At 67.3% G+C, this 24,171-nt stretch carries 20 protein-coding genes and 1 pseudogene; 6 read left to right on the top strand and 15 right to left on the bottom strand.

All coding sequences use genetic code 11. The features are described 5' to 3' along the window. Positions 1–67 precede the first annotated feature (67 nt). The 4 genes from ACFWM2_RS07405 to ACFWM2_RS07390 form a co-directional block, all read right to left on the bottom strand. Positions 68–2,110, bottom strand: a complete 2,043-nt coding sequence (locus tag ACFWM2_RS07405) for a beta-galactosidase (RefSeq protein ID WP_383273937.1) — start codon at positions 2,108–2,110, stop codon at positions 68–70. A 47-nt stretch (positions 2,111–2,157) separates the two neighbouring features. Next, positions 2,158–3,495 (bottom strand): ABC transporter substrate-binding protein, encoded by a 1,338-nt coding sequence (locus ACFWM2_RS07400; RefSeq protein WP_383273935.1) that lies wholly within the window; start codon positions 3,493–3,495, stop codon positions 2,158–2,160. A 79-nt stretch (positions 3,496–3,574) separates the two neighbouring features. Further along, the gene (locus ACFWM2_RS07395) at positions 3,575–4,531 is read right to left on the bottom strand and encodes a carbohydrate ABC transporter permease (RefSeq protein ID WP_383273933.1); all 957 of its coding nucleotides are present in this window, start codon (positions 4,529–4,531) and stop codon (positions 3,575–3,577) included. 4 nt (positions 4,532–4,535) lie between these two features. Beyond that, entirely contained in the window at positions 4,536–5,468 is a 933-nt protein-coding gene (locus ACFWM2_RS07390) for a carbohydrate ABC transporter permease (RefSeq protein WP_383273931.1), read from the bottom strand. 225 nt (positions 5,469–5,693) lie between these two features. Here ACFWM2_RS07390 and ACFWM2_RS07385 point away from each other — a divergent pair, with 225 nt between their 5' ends. After that, positions 5,694–6,752 (top strand): LacI family DNA-binding transcriptional regulator, encoded by a 1,059-nt coding sequence (locus tag ACFWM2_RS07385; protein WP_383273929.1) that lies wholly within the window; start codon positions 5,694–5,696, stop codon positions 6,750–6,752. A gap of 590 nt (positions 6,753–7,342) precedes the next feature. On the opposite strand, the gene ACFWM2_RS07380 is transcribed toward ACFWM2_RS07385, so the two are convergent. After that, positions 7,343–7,483: a hypothetical protein gene (locus ACFWM2_RS07380; protein ID WP_383273927.1), complete on the bottom strand. Its 141-nt coding sequence runs from the start codon at positions 7,481–7,483 to the stop codon at positions 7,343–7,345. A gap of 109 nt (positions 7,484–7,592) precedes the next feature. Between ACFWM2_RS07380 and ACFWM2_RS07375 the strand changes: the two genes are divergently transcribed. After that, positions 7,593–7,778 (top strand): DUF6233 domain-containing protein, encoded by a 186-nt coding sequence (locus tag ACFWM2_RS07375; RefSeq protein ID WP_383273925.1) that lies wholly within the window; start codon positions 7,593–7,595, stop codon positions 7,776–7,778. 123 nt (positions 7,779–7,901) lie between these two features. On the opposite strand, the gene ACFWM2_RS07370 is transcribed toward ACFWM2_RS07375, so the two are convergent. Then, the gene (locus ACFWM2_RS07370; protein ID WP_383273923.1) at positions 7,902–8,327 is read right to left on the bottom strand and encodes a hypothetical protein; all 426 of its coding nucleotides are present in this window, start codon (positions 8,325–8,327) and stop codon (positions 7,902–7,904) included. A gap of 319 nt (positions 8,328–8,646) precedes the next feature. Beyond that, positions 8,647–8,861: pseudogene (locus ACFWM2_RS07365) on the bottom strand (anthrone oxygenase family protein); the annotation flags it as partial. Positions 8,862–9,131: 270 nt separating this feature from the next. On the opposite strand from ACFWM2_RS07365, the gene ACFWM2_RS07360 reads away from it, so the two are divergent. Next, positions 9,132–9,605 carry a hypothetical protein gene (locus ACFWM2_RS07360; RefSeq protein WP_383273921.1) on the top strand — a complete coding sequence of 158 codons (474 nt, stop codon included), beginning with the start codon at positions 9,132–9,134 and terminating at the stop codon, positions 9,603–9,605. A 276-nt stretch (positions 9,606–9,881) separates the two neighbouring features. Next, the gene (locus ACFWM2_RS07355; RefSeq protein ID WP_383273919.1) at positions 9,882–10,445 is read left to right on the top strand and encodes a YcxB family protein; all 564 of its coding nucleotides are present in this window, start codon (positions 9,882–9,884) and stop codon (positions 10,443–10,445) included. Positions 10,446–10,609: 164 nt separating this feature from the next. On the opposite strand, the gene ACFWM2_RS07350 is transcribed toward ACFWM2_RS07355, so the two are convergent. From ACFWM2_RS07350 to ACFWM2_RS07340, 3 genes are all read right to left on the bottom strand, one after another. After that, positions 10,610–11,632, bottom strand: coding sequence for a LacI family DNA-binding transcriptional regulator (locus ACFWM2_RS07350; protein ID WP_383273917.1), 1,023 nt, complete (start codon positions 11,630–11,632; stop codon positions 10,610–10,612). Positions 11,633–11,976: 344 nt separating this feature from the next. Next, complete coding sequence (locus ACFWM2_RS07345) at positions 11,977–13,110, bottom strand: cellulose binding domain-containing protein (RefSeq protein WP_383273915.1); 1,134 nt, start codon at positions 13,108–13,110, stop codon at positions 11,977–11,979. 238 nt (positions 13,111–13,348) lie between these two features. Then, a complete protein-coding gene (locus tag ACFWM2_RS07340; RefSeq protein ID WP_383273913.1) occupies positions 13,349–16,267 on the bottom strand; it encodes a glycoside hydrolase family 48 protein in 2,919 nt (972 codons plus the stop codon). An 821-nt stretch (positions 16,268–17,088) separates the two neighbouring features. Between ACFWM2_RS07340 and ACFWM2_RS07335 the strand changes: the two genes are divergently transcribed. Further along, positions 17,089–18,834 (top strand): glycoside hydrolase family 6 protein, encoded by a 1,746-nt coding sequence (locus tag ACFWM2_RS07335; RefSeq protein ID WP_383273911.1) that lies wholly within the window; start codon positions 17,089–17,091, stop codon positions 18,832–18,834. Between the two features lie 193 nt (positions 18,835–19,027). On the opposite strand, the gene ACFWM2_RS07330 is transcribed toward ACFWM2_RS07335, so the two are convergent. From ACFWM2_RS07330 to ACFWM2_RS07320, 3 genes are all read right to left on the bottom strand, one after another. Beyond that, complete coding sequence (locus ACFWM2_RS07330; protein WP_383273909.1) at positions 19,028–19,405, bottom strand: fic family toxin-antitoxin system, toxin component; 378 nt, start codon at positions 19,403–19,405, stop codon at positions 19,028–19,030. Then, complete coding sequence (locus ACFWM2_RS07325) at positions 19,405–19,644, bottom strand: hypothetical protein (RefSeq protein WP_383273907.1); 240 nt, start codon at positions 19,642–19,644, stop codon at positions 19,405–19,407. The genes ACFWM2_RS07330 and ACFWM2_RS07325 overlap by 1 nt, the downstream gene beginning before the upstream one ends. Before the next feature lie 713 nt (positions 19,645–20,357). After that, positions 20,358–20,624, bottom strand: a complete 267-nt coding sequence (locus ACFWM2_RS07320) for a hypothetical protein (protein WP_383273905.1) — start codon at positions 20,622–20,624, stop codon at positions 20,358–20,360. 741 nt (positions 20,625–21,365) lie between these two features. On the opposite strand from ACFWM2_RS07320, the gene ACFWM2_RS07315 reads away from it, so the two are divergent. Further along, positions 21,366–22,010 (top strand): dihydrofolate reductase family protein, encoded by a 645-nt coding sequence (locus ACFWM2_RS07315; RefSeq protein WP_383273903.1) that lies wholly within the window; start codon positions 21,366–21,368, stop codon positions 22,008–22,010. Positions 22,011–22,191: 181 nt separating this feature from the next. Here ACFWM2_RS07315 and ACFWM2_RS07310 read toward each other — a convergent pair whose 3' ends face one another. Both ACFWM2_RS07310 and ACFWM2_RS07305 read right to left on the bottom strand, forming a co-directional pair. Next, positions 22,192–22,695: a hypothetical protein gene (locus ACFWM2_RS07310; RefSeq protein ID WP_383273901.1), complete on the bottom strand. Its 504-nt coding sequence runs from the start codon at positions 22,693–22,695 to the stop codon at positions 22,192–22,194. A gap of 279 nt (positions 22,696–22,974) precedes the next feature. Continuing rightward, the gene (locus ACFWM2_RS07305) at positions 22,975–24,102 is read right to left on the bottom strand and encodes a hypothetical protein (RefSeq protein WP_383273899.1); all 1,128 of its coding nucleotides are present in this window, start codon (positions 24,100–24,102) and stop codon (positions 22,975–22,977) included. Positions 24,103–24,171: the final 69 nt, after the last annotated feature.

The following is a 24,171-nucleotide window of genomic DNA, read 5'->3' as shown; positions in this document are numbered from 1 at the left end:
CGGTGCCCCGGCGGGCAGGACGGGGTCGCCCCTCGAACGCGAACGGGTGCGGTGCCGTTCGAGGGAGTCAGGCGGTGGGTTGTCGCAGGACGGCGACCTCCCTGGGCGCCAGAACGAGCGGGCCCGCGGTGTCTGCCGGACCGACCAGGAAATTCCCGGTGAGTCCGGTCAGCGGTACCGGCTCGTCGGTCCGGTTGATCAGGAACATGTAGCGGCTGTCGGCGTCACGGCGCACGACCTGCTCGACGCGTCCCCGCGCGGATGCGGGCAGTTCGCTCTCCACACCGGCGGTGGCGAGAAGCTCCGTCAGCAGACCGGCGAGACCGATCGTTCCCAGCCGGGTGGAGATGTACGAGGCCGTGCCCCGGCCCACCGCACGGCGGGTGACGGCTGGTCGACCGGCGTACGCCCCGGTGCTGTAGCGGGCCAGCACCTCCACCGCGGGGTCGGTGACGGTGATCCGGTCGGTCCACAGGGCGCCCGTTCCGGCGCCGTCCAGTTCGACGGTGTCACCCTCGAGCAGCGGACCGAACTCCTCGATGCGGATGCCAAGGAGGTCGCGCAGCGCTCCCGGGTGGCCACCGAGCCAGATGTGGTCGTTCTCGTCGACCACACCGGAGAAGTACGTGGTGACCAGGTGCCCTCCGTTGTCGACGTACCGCGTGAGCTCCTTGGCCAGCGGCGCGGGAATCACATGCAGCACTGGCGCGATCACAAGGTCGTACCGGCCGAGGTCGGCTTTGGTGGTGACGACATCGGCCCGGATGCCAAGGGTGAGGAGAGCGGCGTACCAGTCCACAGCTTCCTGGTGGTAGTCGAGCAGGGATGTGGGGTGGGAGTCCTGCTCGCTGGCCCACCACGAGTCCCAGTCGAAGACGATGCCGACCCGGGCTGGTTCTCGTTCGGTGCCCGCGACCGGCGCCAGTGCCCGCAATGTCTGCCCGAGGTCGGTGACCGCACGGAAGACCTCGCTGTCCGGCCCGGCGTGCGGCACCATCGCGGAGTGGTATTTCTCGGCCCCGGCCGCCGACTGGCGCCACTGGAAGAAGCAGACGGCGTCGGCGCCGTGCGCGACGTGCAGCAGCGAATCACGGGCCAGCTCACCTGGCTGCTTGGGCACGTTGACGGGCTGCCAGTTGACTGCACTGGTGGAGTGCTCCATGAGGAACCACGGGCGGCCGCCGGAAATACCGCTGGTGAGGTTGGCGGAGAAGGACAGCTCGTCCCTGTCCTGAAGACCCGGACGGACGTAGTGGTCGTTGGAGACGAAGTCGATCTCACCTGCCCAGTCCGGGTAGTTCATGCCCTTGGTCCCGCCCATCACCATGAAGTTCGTGGTGACCGGTACACCGGGCGTGATCTCCCGCAGGACGTCCCGTTCCGCGCACAGCCAGTCCTTCAGTGCGTCGGACGAGAAACGCTTGAAGTCCAGCTGCTGCGTGGGATTCGGATGGGAGGCCGCCAGCCGGGGCGGCAGGATCTGGCCCCAGTCGCTGTAGCGCTGGGACCAGAACGCTGTACCCCAGGCGTGATTGAGGCCGTCGAGGGTGGTGTAGCGGGCGCGCAGCCAGTCACGGAAGGCACGGGCGGCGTCGTCCGAGTAGTCGTAAATGTTGTGGCAGCCCAGCTCGTTGGAAACATGCCAAGCCACCAGCGCGGGATGGTCCGCGTACCGCACGGCCATCTTCCGCACCAGGCGAAGTGCATGGGTACGGAAGACGGGCGAGGTGGGGCGCCAGTGCTGCCTCGCCCCTGGCCACACGGTCTCGCCGGAGACGGTCACCGGGAGGATCTCCGGGTAAGCCGTGGTGAGCCAGGGCGGCGGGGACGCGGTGGCAGTGGCCAGATCGACCCCGATGCCGCCCAAGTGCAGCAGGTCCATCACCTCGTCGAGCCAGGTGAAGTCCCAGTCGTCGTGCGCCGGCTGGATGCGGGCCCAGGAGAAGATCCCCACGGAGACCACGTTGACGCCGGCCTCACGCATCAGCCGGACATCCTCCTCCCACACCTCGCGAGGCCACTGCTCGGGGTTGTAGTCGGCGCCGTACGCGAGGCGTGGGGTGCGATCACCGTCCGGCCCGTGCAGCTGGGACAGGAGGGTGGAGATCATGGTGGTCCTTCCGGTGTCACAGGGGGCGGCGTAACGGCTTACCTCGACTACTCGACGGTGAAGCCCTGCTCCTTGCCGTACTTGACGGAGGAGTCCTGCCAGGACTTCAGGCCCTCGGAGAGCTTGGTGTCGGAGACGTACGCCTTGCCGACGGTGTCGTTGAAGATCGAGTTGGTGTACTGCTGGAAGGGCAGGTACGACCAGTCGTCGGCGACGTTGGCGGCGGAGTCGGCGAAGATCTCGTTGGCCTTCTGCCCGCCGAAGTACTTGAACTCGGTGTTTCGGAACTCCTCGGACTGAAGCTCCGCGGTGGTCGCCGGGAAGGCACCCTGCGTGACGCGGGTCTGCACGCCGTCGCCGGCGTTCGCGTACTCGACGAAGGCGTAGGCGAGTTCCTTGTTCTTGCCCAGTGCGGGCAGAGCCAGGGAGCTGCCGCCATTCTCCGCGCTCGCCTTGTCGCCCTTGGTCCAGGCCGGCATCGGTGCCGCTCGCCAGTCACCGGAGGCGTTCGGCACTCCGGTGACGAAGTTGGCAGGCATCCAGGCGCCGGTGGCCAGGGTGGCGATGGTGCCGTCGCCCAGCCCCTTGTACCAGTCGTCGGTCCAGCCGGCGATGGGCGCGAGCAGCTTCTCGTCAAGGAGCGGCTGCCAGGTTTTGGTGTACTTCCTGGCGCCCGCGTCTGCGAAGTCGATCTTCACCTTGGTGCCGTCGACCTTGTAGGGACGCGAACCGGCCTGCCACAGCATGCTGGTGGTGAAGCCAGCGTCGCCGGCGTCGTTGGCGATGTAGACCTTGGGGTCGGCCGAGTGCAGCTTGCGGGCCGCCTCGACGTACTCGTCCCAAGTGGTCGGCACTGCGACCTTGTACTTGTCGAAAATCCTCTTGTTGTAGAACAGCGCCATGGGCCCGGAGTCCATCGGCAAGCCGTAGACTTTTTCACCCTCGCTCACGGCGTTCCACGGACCCGGGGTGTACTTGCCGGCGAGCTTGTCGGCGCCGAAGGCGGCCAGCTCGGTGAGCCCCTTGGTGAGGGCGTACTGCCCCAGCGCGAAGTACTCGACCTGCGCGACATCGGGGACGCCCTTCTCGGCCGAGATGGCATTCGACAGGGCGGTGTAGTGCTTGTCGCCGGACCGCTCGCCGACGAGGTTGATCTTGACCTTCGGGTACTTCCTCTCGAAGTCGGCTGCGACCGTCTTGAGCGTGGGCTCCCAGGCCCAGACCGTGACCGTGCCGCCCTTCTTCAGGGCAGCCTGGATGTCCTCGGCGGAGACCGGCTCCTGGACGGAGCTGTCTTCGCCGGGGCCGCCGCAGGCGGTCGCCCCCAGAGCGAGGACGGAGAGGAGAGCAATGCCGCGCAGCAGGCGGCCGGCGGTTCTGAGCATGGAGGGGCTTCCACTTCTTCGTGGGCGGGTCAGAGCGAGGGTGAAAGAGATGAGGCTGAGGTGGGGGCCTGAGGGCGGGTCATTCCTTGACGCTTCCGGCGGCGAGACCGGACTGCCAGTACCTCTGCAACAGCAGGAACGCGACGATCAGCGGCACGATGGTGAGCAGCGAACCGGTGATCACCAGGTTGAAGATCACGTCGCCACCGATCGTCTCGGCCTGGGAGTTCCAGGCACTAAGCCCCAGGGTGAGGGGGTACCAGTCCGGATCCTTGAGCATGATCAGCGGCAGGAAGTAGTTGTTCCACGTCGCGACCGTGGCGAACAGCAGAACGGTCACGATGCCAGGGGCGAGCAGCGGCAGAGAAACCTGGAAGAACGTGCGCGCCTCGCCGGCTCCGTCGATGCGGGCGGCCTCCAGCAGTTCGACGGGGATGGCCTCGGTCGCGAAGACCCACATCAGATACAGGCCGAAGGGAGAGACGAGCGAGGGGATGATCACCGCCCACGGGGTATCGGTCAACCCGATCTTGCTGAACATCAGGAAGGTGGGCACCGCAAGGGCGGTTCCCGGGACGGCCACAGCACCGATTACCACGGCGAAGACGGCGCGCTTCCCGGGGAAGTTGAACTTCGCCAGCGCGTAGCCACCCAGGATCGCCAGGAAGGTCGCACCGCCGGCACCGAGCACGACGTACAGCAGAGTGTTCAGAAGCCAGCGGGAGAAGATGCCGTCGTTGTACGTGAACGTCTGGCTGATGTTGTCCCACAGGGCGAAGTCGTCGGCGAACCACAGCCCGGACGAGTCGGCCAGCCCTTCCTGGGTCTTGGTGGCGCTGATGACCAGCCACACCAAGGGCACCACTGTGTACAGCAGCAGCAGGCCGGTGAGCACGGTCAGCAGCACGCTGCGCTTGGGGCGCCCCGGAACGTTCCGGCGGCGGGTGCGCAGACGGGGAGCACCCTTGGTCGCGCCGGCGGCCTGGATGGATGCGGGCTGGGAGGGGGTGGGGACGGGGGTGCTCGTGCTACTCATCGGGTCACACCTCCTTGCGCATGCCGCGGAGCTGCACGACATAGGCGATGACCATGGTGATCAGCCCCACGATGATGGCGACCGCAGCGGAGTAGTTGTGCTGCTGGCCGTTGAAGGACAGCGAGTACGTGTAGAAGTTCGGGGTGTAGTCCGTCGTGATGGCATTGCGCGCCAGCTGCCGCAGGATGTTCGGCTCGTTGAAGAGCTGGAAACTGCCGATGATCGAAAAGATCGTCGCGATGACAAGCGCCCCGCGGATGGCGGGGAGTTTGATGGCGGTGATGACACGGACTTGCCCGGCGCCGTCGATCTCCGCGGCCTCGTAGAGCGAGTTCGGGATGACCCGCAGCGCGGAGTAGAAGATCAGCATGTTGTAGCCGACGAACTCCCAGGTGACGATGTTGCCGATCGACGCCAGGACCAGGTCCGTCGAGAGCGGGTCGGGCAGGGTGACACCAAAGGTTTCGTTGATGTCACCCACCAGGCCGAAGCGGGTGCCATACATGAAGCCCCACATCAATGTGGCGACCACGGCGGGCACGGCGTACGGCAGGAAGATCGCGATGCGGAAGAAGTCCTTGCCATAGAGGCGACCGCTGTCCAGGGCAAGGGCGACCAGCAGGGCAATGCCGAGCATGATCGGTACCTGGACGGCCAAGAACAGCGAGACCCGGCCGAGCGAGGCCCAGAACTGGTCGTCCTTGAGCGCCTGTGTGTAGTTGTCCAGGCCGACGAAGGTGGTGCCGCCGATCAGTTGGTCCCGGAACAGACTGAGGTAGATCGAGTACACGATCGGCGCCAGGAAGACGAGGGCGAACACCATCACGAAGGGGCCGATGAACCCCCACCCCGTCCAGGCGCGGCGACTCCGTCTCGTCGGAGACGGGACCGGGGCCGGCCGTCGTCTCGCGACCACCGGCGGTTGTAGCGTCGTCATATCGTTCCTCGCTCGTCCATCTCGGAACCGGCGCGGGCACCGCCGAGGATGTTTACGTAAACATCTCGCCTCAACAGGCAACCACGAGTTAGAATGTTTACGTAAACATCTGATGGCGGCCTGTTCTACACTGCCCCGAAGACGATGGTCAAGGGTCGGCTGGGAAACCGCGGCTCAGGCAGCGAGCGGATACGGGTGGACACAGTGGACAGGCCCTCGGCGAGCATGCAGCAGGCAGTGGTGCGTACCAGGAAACGGGCCGCCCGTGGCACGCAGGGCGCGTCCATGGCGGATGTCGCCCGGATGGCAGGTGTCTCCTCGCAGACCGTGTCCCGTGTCTCCAACGGCTATGCGGGCGTGAACGAAGAGACCCGGCAGCAGGTCCTTGCAGCCATGAAGCAGCTGGGCTACCGGCCCAACAGCGCCGCCCGGGCGCTCAGGCGCGGCGAGTTCCGCACTATCGGCGTCATCACCTTCGGGCTCTCCACCACAGGAAACGTACGCACCTTGGAGGCGATCGCCAACTCCGCGGCGCACGAGGGCTACGCTGTCACGCTCCTGCCCATCGCCGTCCCCACGCAGGACGAGGTGCGCGGTGCTTTCTCCCGTCTGGGGGAACTGGCCGTGGACGCGATCATCATCATCCAGGAAGTGCACCTGCTCGATGCGGTGACCCTCTCCCTGCCACCGAACGTCCAGGTCGTCGTGGCCGACTCGGACGCCGGCGACCGGTACACCGTGGTCGACACCGACCAGGCGGGCGGAACGCGCACCGCGGTGCGCCATCTGCTCGACCTCGGTCACCGCACGGTCTGGCACCTCGCGGGTCCCGAGGAGTCCTACGCGGCACAGCGCCGCACCGACGCCTGGCGCGCCGAACTCACCGAGGCGGGCCACACCCCGCCGCCCCTGGTACGGGGGGACTGGTCGGCGGAGTCCGGCTACCGAGCCGGCCTGGAACTCGCATCTCAGGAGGAGTGCACCGCGGTGTTCGCCGCCAATGACCAGATGGCACTGGGCCTCCTGCGGGCCCTGCACGAGCGGGGCCGGAAAGTACCGGACGACGTCAGCGTGATCGGTTTCGACGACATCCCCGAAGCCGGCTCTTTCCTGCCTCCCCTGACCACCGTTCACCAAGACTTCGCCGAAGTGGGACGCCGCTGTGTCGAGGGCGTCCTACGGCAGATGCGGCGCGACACGACAGAACACGGTCTCACCCTCGTGCCCACGCAACTCGTCGTACGCGACAGCACTGCGCCGCCGCCGTCGCACCGGCCGGCATAGTCGTGAGCCGCCCTCGGCCGGCACGCCCCAAGACCAGCCCGCCGGCGGACGGGCCTGCGGAGCGGCCCGGGGATCGCCGCGTTCTGGACGCGTCTTGGGCGCCCCCTGTACGTCTGCTGCACGGGCCCTACCCAGCGCAGAGAGAGTCTGGAGTCGCGACCTCCGCAGAGGGAGCAACCCACCTCACGCACACTGGAGTTGAGATGTGCGGCCAGAGCCACATAGTCCGCAGGCGCACGGCGATCGTCACCACCACAGCTCTCCTGACGGCCCCCACAGTGACCGTCAATGTCAGCGTCGCCACGCCCGAGATGCGGACCGGGAAGTCACCGAGATCGCCGTCATAGCCCAGGTGAAGGCGACAGAGGTCGGGTCTTCGGGGCGCTAGGTATCGCCGTAACGCCTACCGCACATAATGCGCACACGCAGAAGCGCAGGTCAGGAAGTCCGGCCTCACCACGTTCGTCAGACTCGACGAGCTCGGCCATGATGCCGTCGGCCATCGATTCGAACCCGACGGTACTGTCCTGGTCTTGGCGTGCCGGGTTGTGGACTCTGATCGGATGCGCGGTATGACGGCGGGCAAACGATCACGGGCTCTGGCGCGGGTCCTCAGACATGGGGGCGGCCCGCGACGAGAGGTCGTCAGCGTCGGTCTGTTCCAGGAGCCGGATCTCGTCGGTGGGCAGGCGCTGCCCCGGGCGGCGCTGCTGGACCTGGTCGTCGCGCATGGGCTGCAGAGCAGCGCCATCCAGGGCATGCTGGTCAAAGGCGTGACGCACCGTCACCGAAACGGGGAGAGCGGGGCCACCGGCCGCGGGCCCGCCCAGCGGCGCGGCCGTGGGATGTCGAGCAGGAACAGGGGCGGCAGAGGCGTCCGCCGCCCCGGACTGGATCGGCGAACTCATCGGTGACGGGCGACCGCCCGTCGAAATCCACCGCGGCGACTGCTACGCCGCCGGCAAACGACGCCGCACCATCAGCCGCAACGAAGCCCGCCGCCTCACCTCCGGACTGCGCGCCTGAAGCCACTGGCCCCCCGCCCGACACCTCGGCATCCTGGAGCAGTCTCCTGGCGCACCGCCGCATGTGAGGCTGGTCGGCACGGGCGTCCGGCCAGCCCGGGGGCGAACGCGACGAACATGTGGGTCAGTGGCAGATGACCTCACTGTTGGAGTACACACGACCGTCGTCGTGTTGTACGAACCCGCTGATTTCGGCGCAGCGTCCCTCCATACCGCCGACGTAGATCGCCCCGGCGTACCTGTCGTAGATCCCAACATCCCACCAGGTGGTCTTCCAGTCTGTGCGCCGGATGGTGACCCCCATGCCGTGCTCTCCATCTGCCACGTCGTAGGTCATCGCACAGAGTTGGCCGCTGCCTCCGGAGATCCTCCAGACGTCGACGTAGGCATGACCGTCCCCCAGCTGGATGGCGTCGTATCGACTGCCCTGGCAGTACGAGAACGGACCCGCGTAGCCGGGCGGCGCGTCGTTGGGGTCTGTCGCCGACGCCACACCCGCCCCGCCCGTCACGGTGCTGGCCGCCGCCACGACAATCGCGATCGCGGACATGACCCGCGCTCTCGTACCGAATCTGATCATTGATCCCCCAAGGGTAGAAAAACCTCTATTTGCCAGTCTCCCAGGCACGTTCGTGGCAGCGGTAGGGGTCGCGGTCGCCGCCTATGTACCCGGCTGCTCAGGGTCCGGGTCGGCGATCGGGGGCTGCCCTGCGGTCACCGAGCCGGTGTGCGGAGTGTCCATGCCAGCCAACAATCCGCCCAAGGCGGCTCTGAGCGGCAGTCGCATTCCCGGACGTCGGGAGGTTGGTCGTCCGCTGCCTCCCCGGGAGCGGGGATCGCGCGCCACCAGCGCGTGTCGGCCCGGGAACTCAAATGACGGCGGCCGCCAGGCAGGCGAAAGCGGCGATGAGGACGGCGACGCGGGGCGCAGTGGAAGCGGTTCCAGCGGCTCGTCTGCTGCTTCTGGTCTGCGGGCCGGTTGTCAGGTGTCGACGTCTTGGTTGTTGATCGGGACGAACAGCAATACCGACATGATCACGCTGAGGAGCAGCAGCGCGGCGGCTGGGGCAACGAGGCCGGTGCCGGGTTGCCCGCCATCGCGCAGGAGGCACTGGGCGTTCCGCCACACCAACTGATCTCCGTCTTGACGACGAACGTACCCCCCAGTGGAGTTGAGACGGCCCAACCGATGAAGCAGCTTGAGACAGCGGGGAAGGCACAGGTCACACACCGCCAGATGAAGCCGAGCGCGAGACCGTACAGCCGTACAACCCTTGGGCCTGGTGAGTCGTCAAAACTTCCGTACGGAGCACGATGACCATCGAGCGCACACTGCACCCAACGGGGGAAACGTATGAGCTCTGTCCGCAAGGGCATCCGTAACCGCGTCCGCACCCGTCGCGCTTCCACCGCGGCCCTCACTCTCCTGATGGCGGGGGTCCTGGGAACCGCCGGCGCCGGGGCGTCCAGTGCCGACACGTCGGCAGCGGCGCAGCAGAAGAAGCAGATCGCCTCGTCCGTCCTCGGGAGCGATTACAAGATCACCCTGACCGCCCTGCAGTCACCGGAGGACCAGTACGCCGCCACCGTGGAACTCCAGGTCTACAAGCAGAGCGGCGGCGCCTGGAAGAAGACCGACCTGGTCACCGTAGGCGATGTGGACGGCTGGTTCTGGTACCCGCTCACGGGCAGGGGCGCCGTCTGCGAGTTCTCGACCGCGAGCACGGAGCCCGCGCCGCTCACGGTGAGCCTGCTGGTCACGCCGTCCATCGGCTGCTCGGACCCGGTGAACTACTTGGTGAAGGAGGGCCGGGTGTACGCCGGCTGATCGGCGCGGCCAGGACTCCGGTGGGTCGCCCCCTCTGGCCCACCGGTCTTCTTTTTTGGCGACGGCGGCCGCATCCACCCGCCGTTCGATGCGTTCCAGACGGCGCCGGCGATGCTGGAGACCGACTCGGGGCTGTCTGTCACCAGAACTGCACGAAGCACGGTGGTGGTCACCGGCTCCGGCGCGTGCAGTCCTTGTCGATGAGCGAAGGTCTTCGACCCGGGCCGGGCGAACTTCAATTCGTAATGATCCACATGTCTTTTACCGGGAGGGACCATGGCCGAAGGCCACAGCAACCAACGCACCAACCATGCGGAAGCCTCTGACAATGTCGTGGACGAGCGGACCGCAGTTGAACTGACGTACCGGCCCCAGTCTGCCGACGCCCTGGTCGGCCTGCGGGTCCGCGAGCGAATCAAGCGGGCCGGGCTGCTGCTGCGGGTCGTGTTCCTCGTCCTGTGGGTAGGGCAGTGGCTCGTCTCCATCGTCGGCCGCGGGAGTGTCGACGTGGTCCCGACGGTACTGTTCTTGCTGGTCGTCCTACTGGTGTGGGGGTACCCGCGGCTGCAAGCCGCCCAGGTGCAGCGGCTCGTCGGATGGCAGGGCGACTACCGCGCCACCGTGTCTCCGGCCGGGATCACATGCCGTACCGACCACAGCACACTGATCCAGAAGTGGTCCGTTTTCCAGGGTTACCGCGAAACGGCAAATCACTTTGTCCTGCTCAGCCGGGATCCCAACATCATGTGCGTCGATGTCCTGCCCAAGCGCGGCCTGCATGAGGCCGGGGGACTCGAGCGGCTGCGGGCGATCCTGGACCAGTACACCCCTCGCGTGTGACAACTCTGACGACGCCCCAGGGCCCGGACACGGCGGAGGTGGACTGCTTTTGGGAGCGCTCCCGAATCGCCGTCTCGCGTCGGTGCGGCCCGCACGGCAGCCTTCTCTCAGGCGCGCAGGCCCTCAGGCCGTACGGCGTCAGCGGCCGGGCGCTTGGGGTCTCGTCACGCTGAGTCTCGGACCGTCAGCTCCGTCCGGAGGATGACGTGGCGGTAGGCCACGGACGGCTCCTCCATGTCCTCCAGGAGGAGTCGGATCATGGCCCGGCCCATCTCCTCCAGGGGCTGACGCACTGTGGTCAGGCGTGGCTCGGTGCACTGAGCCAGCGGGAAGTCGTCAAAGCCGATCACGGAGACATCCTTGGGTAAACGCCGTCCCGCGGCACGCAGCGCTTCCATGGCCCCCGCCGCCGTGGTGTCCGAGGCGGCGAGGACGCCGTCGATCCCCGGGTGCCGCTCCAGCAGTTCCGTCATGGCGCGGCGGCCGCTGTCCTGCGTGAAGTCGCTTTCGGCGACCAGGGACTGCGCGTGCTCTAGGCCGGCCAGCGTCAGAGCGTCCTGGTAGCCGCGCAGCCGGCACTGCGCGACGTACATGTCCAACGGGCCGGTGATGGTGGCGATCACGGTGCGGCCCTGGGACAGCATGTAGGAGACGGCGCTGCGTGCGCCGCCGACGTTGTCTGCGTCCACGTAGCTGACGCGCTCGTCGCCCGAGCGGCGCCCCAGCATCACGGTCGGTACGCGCGCCTCGGCGAGCATGTCCGGGAGCGGGTCCGCCGCGTGCACGGACATCAGCAGGACCCCGTCGACCCGGCCGCCGCGTGCGTACTCCAGGAAGCGCCGGCGCTCGGCGTCCGAGCGGACCAGGGTGAGCATCAGCTGCATTCCGGTATCCGCCAGCACGTCACCGAGCGAGCCGACGATCTCGGAGAAGAACGGCTCCGCGAACAATCTCCAGTCGGGCTCCGTCAGCACGAGGGCGACGGCATCGGTTCGCCGCCCGGCCAGGGAACGGGCAGCGAGATTGGGAACGTACCCCAGTTCCTCGATGGCTCGCTGCACAGACCGGCGCGTCGAGTCCTTCACGCCGGCCGCGTTGTTGATGACGCGGGAAACCGTGCCCCGCCCCACCCCGGCGTGAGCGGCAACCTCTTCCAGCGTCGGTGTGCCGGGGCGTCGCCTGCCCATGACCACCTCCCCAAGAGATCACCGATCTTACGGACCGACGGAACCAGGCACACGGCTTCCGCATGTGGCCCGCGCATCGTCGGTCAAGAGGGCGTCTGGTTCGCGTGGTTCATGAGTGATTGTGCTGCACGCCCATCGCCTGGTGCGGGCCTTGCAGCCATCCAACGTCCACCGTCACGGTCCAACGTCCGGTGTCCGTAGGGGGAAAGGGAGCGGGACCCGCCCTGTCGGCGCGGAGGCCGATGGGGCGGGTCCCGGGTGGACGGACATGTCACGACTCGAGTCCGGTGAGTGCTCAACGGTTGACCGGCCGGCTTCGGGCTCGGGTGATCCGTCCCAAGCCGTCAGGCAGTGGTGCAGGGAGTGCCGTTCAGGCTGAATGCGGTCGGCTTGACGAAACTGCCGTCGTAGGAGGCCTGGAATCCGAAGGAGGCCTGGCCGCCCGGCGCGAGGTACGAGTTGTGCGCCGCGTTGGCGGCCGTCACCGCGCCCGACGACGGCGAGATGCCGGCGTTCCACGCGTTGGTGATCCGTTGTCCGGCGGGCAACGCGAAAGTGAGATTCCAGCCGTTGACCGGGGAGGAACCCGTATTGGACACGGTGACGTCGGCGGTGAAGCCCCCCTGCCACACACTTGTACCGTAGGTCACCTTGCACGCCGAGGGACCGCTGGGGCCGCCTGGGCCGGGGGTATTGCCGCCGAGGCTCACAGTGGAGGAGAACGAGGTCACCGCCAGTCCCGCGCCGTTCTGCCAGGGCTCGAAGCCGGCCTGAATGCTCGTCAGGTACCAGTCGTTCTGGGCGAGTCCGCGGGAGACGGCGTTCCGGGCGAAGTCCATCACGTCGAAGCTCCAGCTGTCGATCGCCGACGGCGCCACGAAGGACAGGACGTCGTTGGTGCCGTTGTTGCCCGACCACACCTGCCACTGGCGTCCGGCGACGGTGGCGGAACCTACCGGCGAGCCCACCGGCTGTACCGCCCCCACGCGGTTGAACCAGATCATGATCTCGGTGCGGTTCACGCCGTCGGTGCGGGGCGTCGGGTCCAGCCAGATGTCGTAGGCGGCGTCATAGGCCGCACCGCTCACGTAGCTGTAGGAGACGCTTGTGGGGGCGTCGGAGATGGTGTTGAGCCGGGCCGGGAGGCTCGTGCCGGGCGAGCAGTTGGTGTAGTGGCAGCCGTTGTACACGGACGGGTAGGACTTCGGGGCGCCGTTCGTGGGGACTGAGCCGTCGGCCTGGGCGATCCTGAAGCCCGAGTCCGTGACGGCGATGCACTGGGGTGCGCTCGTGCCCCAGCGGTTGTTCTGCACGACGTAACGGCCCTTGATCGTGGTGGAGCCGAACGCCTCGCAGATCGTCGTATCGGCGTGGGACGCCGAAGCACCGGTGAGCAGCGCGGCCAGCGCGACGAGTGAGGTGAGCAGCGCACCGGCCAGGGCACGCACTCTGCGGACTTGGTGATGTGACGGTTGCATGCGGGTCCTCCGCGATGGGTGTGGGGGGGCAGGGGGCGCACCACTTACCTCCGGGAGCGCTCCCATTCGGTATTGGCCGGGACTGAAGGAGTTGCGCGTGCCCCTGACGAGATGAGACGTCAGTTTTTCGAGACGACGGGATAGGGGGTGTTCACCGGGCGGCTCCGTCAGGAGCCGCCCGGTGGAATGACCCCATCTCCCTGCGACGGGGTCGCGCACACGGAGCCTCAGCGGGGGGCTACTCGAGGAGCTCCGCGTACGAGCCCATGGCCAGGGCGATGTCCGCCTGGGCCCAGAACCGGTGGTAGGTGAAGACGGGCGCGGCGCCGCCCTTGAGATAGGCCTCGACCTTCGACCAGGCCGGGTCGTTCTTGTAGAAGGACCGGATCGAGGCGAACGTCGAGGACGAGTTGATCGCTTCGCCGTTCGGCATCGTGCCGGTCCATCCGCTCGGCACGTAGACCGGGTCGTCGAACCGGCTGTAGTCGGTGCGGCTCTCCGGAACAGCGATACCGAGACTGTCCTGGTAGTTGCTCCACATCCCGTCCAGCAGCGCCTTCGCCGTCGACTTCGCCTTCGCGTCCCCGGACTTGGCGCCGTAGTACGTCAGGGTCTTGGCGTAAGCGGCCGCCACGCCGACGTCGTTGGTGTAGTCGGCGACGGTGACGTGAAGTCCGCTGTTGGCGCCGGGACTTGAGGCATTCCAGGTGTCGGGCTGGCCCGACCACTGGAGGGTGGAGGGAATCTGGTAGGTGCCGTCCGGGTTGATGGTCGTCTTCGACAGAGCCCACTTGACCCATTTGTCGAGGACCGTCTTGGCCTGCGAGTCCCCGGACTGCTGGTAGTACTCGGCGACCCGCTCCATGGACCACGCCTGGAAGCCGAACCACTGGTTGGACGGCGGGTCATGGTACACGGGCTGCTGGTCGTAGTACATGCCGTAGAAGGTCGACGTCCCGGCCGGCGGGGTCGCGTAGCGGCCTGCCCAGCTGTTGGTCGATCCGCCGGCGATGGCGCCCTCGTCCGACTGCAGCCAGCGGTAGAACTCCAGTTGGCGCTGGAGCGACTTGTTCCAGTCGGCCGCGCCTGAAGGGGACTTGGGCTTCAGGTCGGTGTCGGCGCTGAGCGCGTACGCTGCGAGCGGATTCTGGTAGCCGCTGTGGGCGTAGCTGGAGCCGATGCGCCAGGCCCAGCCTCCACTGGTGTCGGTGGAGCCGCCCCAGGCGTAGTACCAGGAGAGCAGGTAGTGCGAGGCGTCCTTGCCGGTGCCGGCCGGGCAGGTCGACGGCCCGACGCAGTTGCCGATTTTCTTGAAGTACTTGTCGTACATGGCGTAGCGCAGGTAGTCGCCCATTTTCGCGGCCTTGCCCACGGTCGCGGAGACAGCGCTGCCCTTGCCCTGCTGTTTCGCCCACGTGTCGGCCCAGTAGGCGGCCTGCACCGCGCGCGCGTCGGCGTCCGGGGCGGTGGTGTACTTCCACTGCTTGGCGTACGACTTGTCCCCGGTGAACAGGTCCAGGTAGCCGTTCTTCCCGCCGAACTTGAAGGCGTCGCAGGTCGGCTGGGGCACTGTCTCCCACACCGATTCCTGCGGGCCGCGCTGGAAGGTGTTGAGGTACGACGGTTCGGTCTCCGCCGGGCCGGCCTCGCACTTTCCGCCGGGGGTGTTGCCGAACCCGTAGGTGTTGTCGACGTCCTGGATCCAGTGCATGCCGTAGACGTCGTCGGTGTTGTAGGCCGACTTCAGTTCACCGGCCAGCGGGTCGGAGCCGGCGGCCACGGACGGGTCGAGGGCGGTCGGGTACTGGTTCGGAGTGTCTTCCTCGGGCGCGTAGGTGGCCGGTTTGGACGCGCTGTAGAAGGAGTTGGTCGGCTGGTCGGCGTGGGTGGGGATCATGTACTTCTCCATGATGTCCCAGGCGCCGTTGAACTTGGTCCAGTCGCCGGTGATCTTCCCGTACATGGCCTGCAGCCACAGGAGGTAGCTGTACGCCTCCGAGGTGGTCTCGTGGCCCTGGTCCGGGGCCTCGACGATCAGCGTCTCGACCGAGTGGTAGGGGATGCCCTCGGGCGAGAAGTAGCCGTTGGCCGGGTTGGTGATCTTGCCGTACAGATCCAGGAAGCGGGCGTTGTACGTGCCCGTCGCCGCGATCTGGGTGACCGTCACCATCGCCTTACCGTGCCCTGCGGCCGTCGACTCGAAGGTCGCCGCCCCCGTCCCGGTGGAGTCCGCCGTGACGGTCACCTTCTGCGCGGTGTTCCAGTTCGACGGGGTGAAGGTGAGCGAGGCCCCGCCGGTGACCGACAGGCCCGAGTTGCCGCCGGTCCGGGCGGTCGTCACGGTCACGTCGGCCGAGGGCTGGGTCGAGAGCTTCACCTCGTAGGTGCCCGTCTTGCCCTGCTCGACGGCGAGTTGGGTGGTCGAGGCGACCACGGCGGGACCCGCGGCGACGGTGATGCCGACCGGGGTGGACTCCGCGGAAGCGCCCAGGCTGTCGTACGCCTTCGCCACCAAGGAATGACTGCCCACGGTCAAACCAGAGGCGGAGTGCGTGTAGGGCGCGCTCGTGTCGGTACCGAGGAGCGTGGTGTCGTCGTAGAACTCCACCTTGCCGATCGTCGCGCCATCCGCGGCCGCCGCTGTGGCCGCGAGCGGCACGGCGTCGCCGCGCGAGTAGACCGCGCCGGCGGCCGGGCTGGTCAGCACGGTGATCGGCGGCTGGTGGGCACCGACGCAACTGGTCCCGTTGACCGCGAAGTTGGTCGGCGCTGCGTTGGTGCCGCTGTAGCTGAACTGCGCTCCCGCGGAGACGGCGCCGCCGGGGACGACGGTGCCGTTGTACGCGGCGTTCTTGACGGTGATGGTCTGACCGGCCTGCGACCAGGTTCCGTTCCACCCGTTCGAGAGCTTCTGGTTCCCCGTGTAGCCGTAGGTCAGGGTCCAGCCGTCGATCGCGGCGGTGCCGCGGTTGGTGAGGGTGAGGTCGGCGGTGAAGCCGGAACCCCAGTCGTTGGTCTTGTAGTCGACGCTGCACTGCACGGTCGCCGCGTTCGCGGTGGTCGTGCCGGTGGCGAGCATGGACAGGGGCAGGGCGAACGCGGCGGCGACGGCGGTCCACACCCGCCGTACGGCTCTGCGTTTGCGTCCGGGATCCATGTGCTGTTCCTCCTTGCGTCACGCGACTCACGGAGAGGTGCCAGGGACTGAATCCAGTGGGAGCGCTCCCATCGTGGGGACGAAGGCGGGCGCGGTCAAGATGCTGGGCGTTCAAAGTTCGAACTGAGCCAATCGAGCGAAAAGTTTCGCAAGGACCCTATGAAACCCCGCCAGTTGACGCTAACTTCCTCCCCACCAGTGGGAGCGGTTCCATCAGACGACGCGTCCGTAGCGGCGCGCGAAGCTGTAAGGACTCGCTCATGCGACACCCCCCGCGTTCAGTTCTTTTAGTCAGCGACGCAATCTCGAGCACTGTTCTGCCCGGTGCCATTGGCCCGGGGAGCCATGGCCGCTCGCGCCGTGGACATGAATTCCGCAGCAGCGCCGTCGACCGGTGCGCGATCGCCGAGCCGGATGGCGACCGCTCTGCGCATCTCCCGCGTCACGACGGTCCGAAAGCCCTGGAACGGCAGCCCGAACCGCGGCGACATCGCCGAGCTCCCGGTCGCCCACGCAGAGACCCACGGCATGAAGTCCGCGCTCGCACCGCAGGGGTTCGGCGCCGGCGGTCGGTGCCTACGAAGGCCATCGGGCGGCTCCGCACCTGACCGGGCGACCCCCGGCATGACCGAGGCCTCGAAGCGCCGGCATGACGGCCGCGCCTTCGAGTCGATGCCGGACGCACCGACGCACCGACACACCGACACACCGACCGCTGGAACGCCACGCCTGCCGCAGGTGTGGGCCCAGCCGTCGGCTCGCGTGACCGTCTGCCCGGCCTCCGTCCTTAACTCCCCATCCAGAGAAGGAAACCCGCAGTCATGAGTCACACCAGAACATCGCTTCTCGCCGCCCTGACGCTCGTCGCCGGGACGAGCGGGACCGCGCTCGTCGTCGGCCAGGCCGGCGCTGCCACCTCGTCCATCCCCTGCACCGTCGACTACAAGGTGCAGAGCCAGTGGGACACCGGCTTCACCGCCGCTGTGACCATCACCAACAACGCGGCCGCCAAGTCGAGTTGGTCCGTGAAGTGGGCGTACGCCGGCAACCAGAAGGTCACCAACGCCTGGAACACGAAGCTCAGCCAGAACGGTGCCGACGTCACCGCCGCCAATGAGGGCTACAACGGCACCCTCGCGAGTGGCGGTTCGGTCAGCTTCGGCTTCAACGGCTCCTACAGCGGCACCAACAACGTGCCCGCCACGTTCACGCTCGACGGCGCCACCTGCAACATCGACAACGGCGGTGGTACTGGCGGCGGCACCGGTGGCGGTACGGGCGGTGGCGGTGGCGGTGGCGGTGGCGACACCGGCAGCCGTGCCGACAACCCCTACACGGGCGCCAAGGTGTACGTGAACCCCGAGTGGTCCGCCAAGGCCGCCGCGGAACCGGGCGGCAGCCGCGTCGCCGACCAGCCCACCGCCGTCTGGCTGGACCGCATCGCCGCCATCAACGGTGTGGGCGGCGGCATGGGCCTGCGCGCCCACCTCGACGAGGCCCTGAAGCAGAAGGGCTCCGGCGATCTCGTCGTCCAGCTCGTCATCTACGACCTGCCCGGCCGCGACTGCGCCGCCCTCGCCTCCAACGGCGAGCTGGGGCCGGGCGACCTCGACAAGTACAAGTCCCAGTACATCGACCCCATCGCGTCGATCCTGTCCGACGCCAAGTATGCGGGCCTGCGCGTCGCCACCGTCATCGAGCCCGACTCGCTGCCCAACCTGGTCACCAACGCCGGCGGCACCAACACCACCACCGACGCCTGCGTGACGATGAAGAACAACGGCAACTACGAGAAGGGCGTCTCCTACGCCCTCGACAAGCTCGGCGCCATCGCGAGCGTCTACAACTACATCGACGCCGGCCACCACGGCTGGCTCGGCTGGGACAGCAATCTCGCTCCGGCAGCACAGGAGTTCGCCAAGGTCGCCACGACCAACGGCGCGAGCGTGCACGACGTGGCCGGGTTCATCGTCAACACCGCCAACTACAGCCCCGTCAAGGAGCCCAACTTCAAAGTCACCGACACAGTGAACGGTCAGACCGTGCGCCAGTCGAAGTGGGTCGACTGGAACCAGTACGTGGACGAGCAGTCGTTCGCGCTCGGGCTGCGGGACAAGCTGGTCGCCGCCGGGTTCGACCCCGGTCTCGGCATGCTGATCGACACCTCCCGCAACGGCTGGGGCGGCTCCGCGAGGCCCACCGGCCCCGGCCCGACGACCTCCGTCGACGACTACGTGAACGGCAGCCGCGTCGACCGGCGCATCCACGCCGGCAACTGGTGCAACCAGAGCGGCGCCGGACTCGGTCAGCGACCCACCGCCGCCCCCGCGGTCGGCGTCGACGCTTACGTGTGGGTGAAGCCGCCGGGTGAGTCTGACGGCAACAGCGCGGCCGTTCCCAACGACGAGGGCAAGGGGTTCGACCGCATGTGCGACCCCACCTACGGCGGTAACGCGCGCAATGGCAACAACCCCACGGGAGCCCTGCCGAACTCGCCGCTCGCCGGGCACTGGTTCTCCGCGCAGTTCCAGCAGCTGATGCGGAACGCCTACCCGCCGCTGCCGTAGCCCCTGACGCGGTGAACATCCGCCGGGGTCGGCCCTCTCTGAGAGTCAGGCTCCGGCGGAATCGCGTCTTCGGAGGAGTTCCACTTCCACGCTTGACTGCGTACCAAGGTGATCGGTCCCCGTCGGTGGCCGTCGAGGTCGCTCGGGCCTGGCCTCCGGGCATGTGAGGCCCGGGAAGCCGGGCGCACTCGATTCAGGTCGACTGGGGCCAGGCACGCAGCAGGTCGGCAATGCGGGCAGTGGTGCAGGCGGAATCGCGCAGCAGGTCGCGCAGGGCGAGCGCGTCTTCACGAGTGGGCTTGACCTGGATACCAGAGGCTTCCAGGTACATCACGCCGGTCGCGGCGGCCACGGCCATGTTGGAGCGCTCCAGCCAGCGACAGCGGCCGAGGATGTGCACGAGGGAAGCGGCGCGGGCGTAGGGGCCGTCGTACACGGGGTGCCCGAGCAGTTCGGCGCGGTGGCAGGCGACAGCGGCTACCGGCACCCCGTAGTCATCGGGAGCAGGGTCCCCCGCTCCAGCGATCTCGGCGACTTGCAGAATCCAGGGGACGTCGATGGTCAGGTCCATTACGCGGCGTGCGCTCCCGGCGTACGGCGGTCGGCCTCTTCGGCTTCGTCGAAGAGGGTCTGGTGTTCGTCGAGGAAGCGACGTGCCGCGTCCAGGCCCTTCTCGCGGAGTCCGCCTGCGTCGTCCAGTACGAGAGCAGCGATGTAGTCGCCGAGGGGCAGCCCCCGGTCCTTGGCCCGGGTCTTGGCCAGTTCCGCGATCTCGTTGTCGACGCGCGCGCCCAGTTGTGTCTTCGCCATACCATGATGGTAACAGCTGTTACCAGGCCGGGTAGCTGCCTGCCCGATGCGCAGGGAGCAGCCCGACTCTTGCCTGTCGCCGCGCGTTCACCTGCGGTGTGTGCGTGGCTCACAGTCGGTCAAGGGCGCCACCGCGGTGAGCGGCGCAACGCTCGACTTCGAGCCCACGAAAATGATCAATGGGCACAAGAGACTGTCCTCGATGTTCAACAAGGGGCCTTTGTGATCAGCCCGAGCCGCTCGGTGGGTCAGCCAGGAGTGCAGCTGGTCCCAGGCCTGAGCTCGCCTCTGCGTCACCAGGCCTCCGCCTCCAGGAAGAGCGTGATCACCACCGCGAAGAACCAGATGGAGAAACCGAGACATGCAAGCCACAGCCCCCACAAGACCCACCGAACCTCTCGCCGTATGTGCATGAGCGGATCATCCCCCGTCGCGGTCCTGGGCCCGGACCCGCCCGACAGGCTTTACCACGTGCCCATTCGGACCCCTTGAGTTGTGAAGTCAGCGCGCTCTCGCCGACGACAGCGATCATCTCACCCGCCAGTGACAACGCCCTGAAGGTCTTGACGTGACCCCTTGATCTCTCTGAGAGCGAGCAGCAAGGTCCTCCAGGCCTCCTCCGCACCGATCAACTCAGCCGATCCGAGGCCCCGTTCGAAGCAGGTCGAGCACTCGGACGGATAGAGAACAGCCGGTAAGCGGTCGGAGTGTGGTTACGCGTGGCCGCTGTACGCGGCACTGCAATCTTCGGTTGAGCCCTTGACCGCGCAGAGCTGAATGTAGACAGGCGTGCCCTCTGCCAGATTGCCGCTGTTCCAATCGCTGTAATAGGTGGCCGAGTGTCCGCGTGTGGTGGCAACGCGCCCCGTCACCGGAGAGATCATGGAGGCCTCCATGCCCCACCCGTCGGCATACACGTCCACCACCTGGAACGCGTCGCCGGGGATGCCACAACACCCGGGGACGGCGTTCCACGTCATGGTGCCCGCGTAGTGGCCGCTGTTGTAGGCTCCGCGCCGGCGACGAGGACCGAGGTGCCAGGACCGCGAGCACCAGGCCGGCCGACCCCCACCTCAGACCCCGGGCCGCACGGGGCGACAGCTCCCCCTGGGCTTCCCCGGCGAACACGTCGTCCGGCTCTCTGCTGCTGCGGTCCACGCCCCGGCCCTATCCAGCGACGCAGGCCGGGCCGTTCAGTGGGCAACCGCCTACACGGTGGCCGTCGCGGCTGGCAGTCGACGACCAGGCCACGTGCATGCGGAGCATCAGCGGCCTCGATACAGTGCGAGCCCCTCGGACCTGCCGAGGATTGCCCGCTGTGTGGGTTGACGGTTGACGGAGTCTGCGTCGGTTGAGTCGACTGGATTCAACGGTTCCGAACCGCCCGGCCGCCAGGTACTGCCGGATCTACTGGTCGCCGCCAAACTGCTGTCACGCGGCGGCAATCCGGCCCCCGGAGGAACGAGTCCTTTGGCCCCAATCAGCGACCTTCAGGGCCTGCTGTGAATGGGGCGATTGGCCCTGCCTGCGGTCGGAGGCGTCGAGGGACCGTGAGAACGTCCGCCGCACTCCCGCAGACTGTGAGGTGTGGAGCGTCCGACATCGGTCACCGGTCCGTTTTCGAGACGAAGAAGCGTTGGGATCGTTGTTGTGCGGACGCAGCGATGAGTTTTCGCACCCCGGAGAGTCTCACCAGTTGTCGACAACACAGGAGGAAACACGTGGCTCAGCTATTGAGAGTCCAGAACATCACCGTCTCGAGTGACGGGATCGGTGCCGGTGAGGACCAGACCCTCGAGAGGCCATTCGGTCATGTCGATCCCCAGGGGCTGTTCTCGTGGGCCGGCGCCACGGCGAGCTGGCCCAACCGCACCGAGCCCGGCGGGAGCCGCGGTCTCGACGACTACTTCACGCGGGACTTCACCCACAACATCGGCGCCGAGATCATGGGCCGCAACAAGTTCGGACCCCAACGCGGGCCCTGGCAGGACCATGACTGGCTCGGCTGGTGGGGCGACGAGCCCCCGTTCCACACTCCCGTGTTCGTCATGACCCACCACAAGCGGCCTTCGTTCTCGCTCTCCGACACCACGTTCCACTTCGTCGACGGCGACCCTGCCACGGTCCTCGCGCAGGCGCGGGAAGCGGCTCAGGGCAAGGACGTCCGACTCGGCGGCGGGGTCACCACCATCCGGCAATTCGTCGACGCCGACCTCGTCGACGCCATGCATGTGGCGGTCTCGCCGGTGAAGCTCGGGTCCGGGGTGCGACTCTGGGAGACACCCGATGAGCTGCTCGACCGGTTCCACCTTGAGGTCGTACCCAGCCCGAGCGGCGTGACGCACCACCTGTTCTGGCGCAAGTGACATGAGGGCTCGCTCGGGGAGGTCAGCACAGCCGATGGGCTGAGCAGCCGGCCATGGACCCGCCCGGACCTACGGCAAAGTACGTGCGTTGCTCCATTGGGCCGGCAGCTTCGTGCATCAGCCAGGGTCCTTCGTTCGGATCAGCCCCTCGAGCCCGGCGTGATCCGAACGGGGCCCCGGGTCAGCCGGCCGCCTCGCAGTCGGTGTCGAGCAGCTGGATCGGCCGGGTGGCATCCAGGTCGACGTACGCCTCGAAGGTGGCGGTGTCCTCACCGTTCTCACCCCAGTGCGTGGTGACGGTGGCGTAGCCGACGCGGGCGGACTGGGCCGTGCTGACCGGGCCGATGTCGATCGACTGCGGATTGTTCTGCGCGCACAGCAGCACGTCGAAGCCCTCGCTCACGGCAACCTTCTCCTTCAGGTGCTCGGAGATGCCGTAGGCGCGGGCGAAGTCGCCGGGGCCGTGCTCGCCGTAGAAGGTCACCAGGAAGGTGTGGATCTCCTGGGCGGTGTAGCGGCCGTTCGGGTCGGCGAGCGTGGCGGCGGGAACGGAGGCGGCGGCCCTGTGCGCGGCAGGGGCCGCCGAGGCCGGCGCAGTGGCGGCGAGCGACAAGCCGAGGACGGCCGCGCAGCCGGCAGCCGAGAGGGCGATGCGCGTGGTCGGGCGCGTGCTGGTGTGCAACATGTGGGATTCCCCGTATTCGATCAGTAGTGATGAGGCGGACGGTACGTGCCGTCCTGGCCCGCGAGCTGGGCTCACTGGGCCGGTTGCAGGAGAAGACCAGCGACGTCGGCGGGAGTTGTGCTCCCGCCGGCCGCTGTTCCCCTTCTGCGACAATCGCCGCTCGCCCGTCACATGGTCTGCCATGCGGACCGCCCTACGCCCTGAGGGACCCACGACCGTCCAGCTGTCGCGGGTCCCTCTGCTGCGTGTTTGTCCTGTGCGCCATCCGGCGCTGGACGGCTATTTGATTTCTACGAAGAAGCGGTCGTTCTTGATCTGCTCGGGCAGTGTCGGGTCCCAGGACAGGACACGGTCGTAGACGTAGTAGTCCTGCAGCTCACTGCCCGCGATCCGGTTGTCGTCGATGGTGACGGCCTTGACCGAGAAGTCCCAGTCGGGGTGGGCGGCGCCTTCCAGCGTCGAGGCGAAGGGGTATTCGTCGCACTGCTCGAGGCCGGAGATGGGCGGGTTGGGAAGCCCGGTGTCCAGGTACAGGTCCTTCTCGGGGCCTTCCTTGTAGCAGGCGCCCCGCACGTGGTCCCGGTTCCACTTGTACCAACCGGGTTCGTGCTTCTCGGTGATCCGGTGCAACCCGGCCGCGTTGGGGTCGCTCGGAAGGTACTTGCCCGGGATCTTCTTGTTCCTGGGCTGCGGTTGGCCTTCAGGGACGAGTTTGGGCCAGGTCGCATTGGGCGTGTCCTGGGCGATCCGTATGTGGTTGGCGACCTCGTCCACGTCCGCATTGGCGGAGTCGTAGGTCAGGCGGGGGGTCACCTCGGCGAAGACGCACGCCTTGGGATAGGTCGTGTTCGGGAATTTGGTGAAGTAGTCGCCTGAGTCGCACCGCATCAGCCGTCCTGCGCTGCGACCGGTCTGGATGGTGGTGTACGGCGGGTCGGGACTGTTCCACTCGAGGAAGAACTGGTTGAAGGAGATCTTGTCGCGGCCGACTCCGGGAGCCTCGCGGTTGTAGACGTCCCAGTAGAACCAGTTGGTGCTGTTGTCCCAGACCGCGTAGGGCATGGTTACCGCTCCACGGGTGCCACTGCAGATCTCGAACGCTTCGCCGCACTGGCCGATCAGACCCAGTCGGATGTTGGGAGCCAGCCAGATGTTGTCCCACCAGCCCCAGTCGTAGTCGACAGAGTCTTCCTGGACCCGGGAGAAGAGCCTGATCCTACGGTCCTGGGAGTCGCCGAGAGCGAACATCTCGTAGGTGAAGGAGGTCGTTCCCACCTTCTTCGGCGGGCGGTTCGGACGGATTTCGTAGTAGTCCGCTTTTGTGGGGAACCGCTTGCAGTAGGTGAAGCGGTTGTAGACGTGTCCGAACTCGTTGTCGGCCGCGCCGTCAGCGAAGCACTTGTCCACCGTCGCCTGGTTGGGCGTTTCCCCGATAGCCGGAGGCGGTTCGAGAGCGAGCACAGACTGAGCGCCCTT

The organism is Streptomyces sp. NPDC058371 (assembly GCF_042723265.1).
In the GTDB taxonomy this organism is placed as follows: Bacteria; Actinomycetota; Actinomycetes; order Streptomycetales; family Streptomycetaceae; genus Streptomyces.
Note: the sequence above shows the minus strand (reverse complement) of the source record. Positions and strands in the feature narration are given on the sequence as shown.

Coding starts and splice junctions, on each gene's coding strand:
- ACFWM2_RS07345 (WP_383273915.1), bottom strand. CDS start 13,110: ATGCAACCGTCACATCACCAAGTCCGCAGAGTGCGTGCCCTGGCCGGT.
- ACFWM2_RS07340 (WP_383273913.1), bottom strand. CDS start 16,267: ATGGATCCCGGACGCAAACGCAGAGCCGTACGGCGGGTGTGGACCGCC.
- ACFWM2_RS07370 (WP_383273923.1), bottom strand. CDS start 8,327: ATGTCCGCGATCGCGATTGTCGTGGCGGCGGCCAGCACCGTGACGGGC.
- ACFWM2_RS07405 (WP_383273937.1), bottom strand. CDS start 2,110: ATGATCTCCACCCTCCTGTCCCAGCTGCACGGGCCGGACGGTGATCGC.
- ACFWM2_RS07400 (WP_383273935.1), bottom strand. CDS start 3,495: ATGCTCAGAACCGCCGGCCGCCTGCTGCGCGGCATTGCTCTCCTCTCC.
- ACFWM2_RS07335 (WP_383273911.1), top strand. CDS start 17,089: ATGAGTCACACCAGAACATCGCTTCTCGCCGCCCTGACGCTCGTCGCC.
- ACFWM2_RS07310 (WP_383273901.1), bottom strand. CDS start 22,695: ATGTTGCACACCAGCACGCGCCCGACCACGCGCATCGCCCTCTCGGCT.
- ACFWM2_RS07360 (WP_383273921.1), top strand. CDS start 9,132: ATGAGCTCTGTCCGCAAGGGCATCCGTAACCGCGTCCGCACCCGTCGC.
- ACFWM2_RS07355 (WP_383273919.1), top strand. CDS start 9,882: ATGGCCGAAGGCCACAGCAACCAACGCACCAACCATGCGGAAGCCTCT.
- ACFWM2_RS07395 (WP_383273933.1), bottom strand. CDS start 4,531: ATGAGTAGCACGAGCACCCCCGTCCCCACCCCCTCCCAGCCCGCATCC.
- ACFWM2_RS07325 (WP_383273907.1), bottom strand. CDS start 19,644: ATGGCGAAGACACAACTGGGCGCGCGCGTCGACAACGAGATCGCGGAA.
- ACFWM2_RS07380 (WP_383273927.1), bottom strand. CDS start 7,483: ATGCGCGACGACCAGGTCCAGCAGCGCCGCCCGGGGCAGCGCCTGCCC.
- ACFWM2_RS07385 (WP_383273929.1), top strand. CDS start 5,694: ATGCAGCAGGCAGTGGTGCGTACCAGGAAACGGGCCGCCCGTGGCACG.
- ACFWM2_RS07330 (WP_383273909.1), bottom strand. CDS start 19,405: ATGGACCTGACCATCGACGTCCCCTGGATTCTGCAAGTCGCCGAGATC.
- ACFWM2_RS07350 (WP_383273917.1), bottom strand. CDS start 11,632: ATGGGCAGGCGACGCCCCGGCACACCGACGCTGGAAGAGGTTGCCGCT.
- ACFWM2_RS07390 (WP_383273931.1), bottom strand. CDS start 5,468: ATGACGACGCTACAACCGCCGGTGGTCGCGAGACGACGGCCGGCCCCG.
- ACFWM2_RS07320 (WP_383273905.1), bottom strand. CDS start 20,624: ATGACGTGGAACGCCGTCCCCGGGTGTTGTGGCATCCCCGGCGACGCG.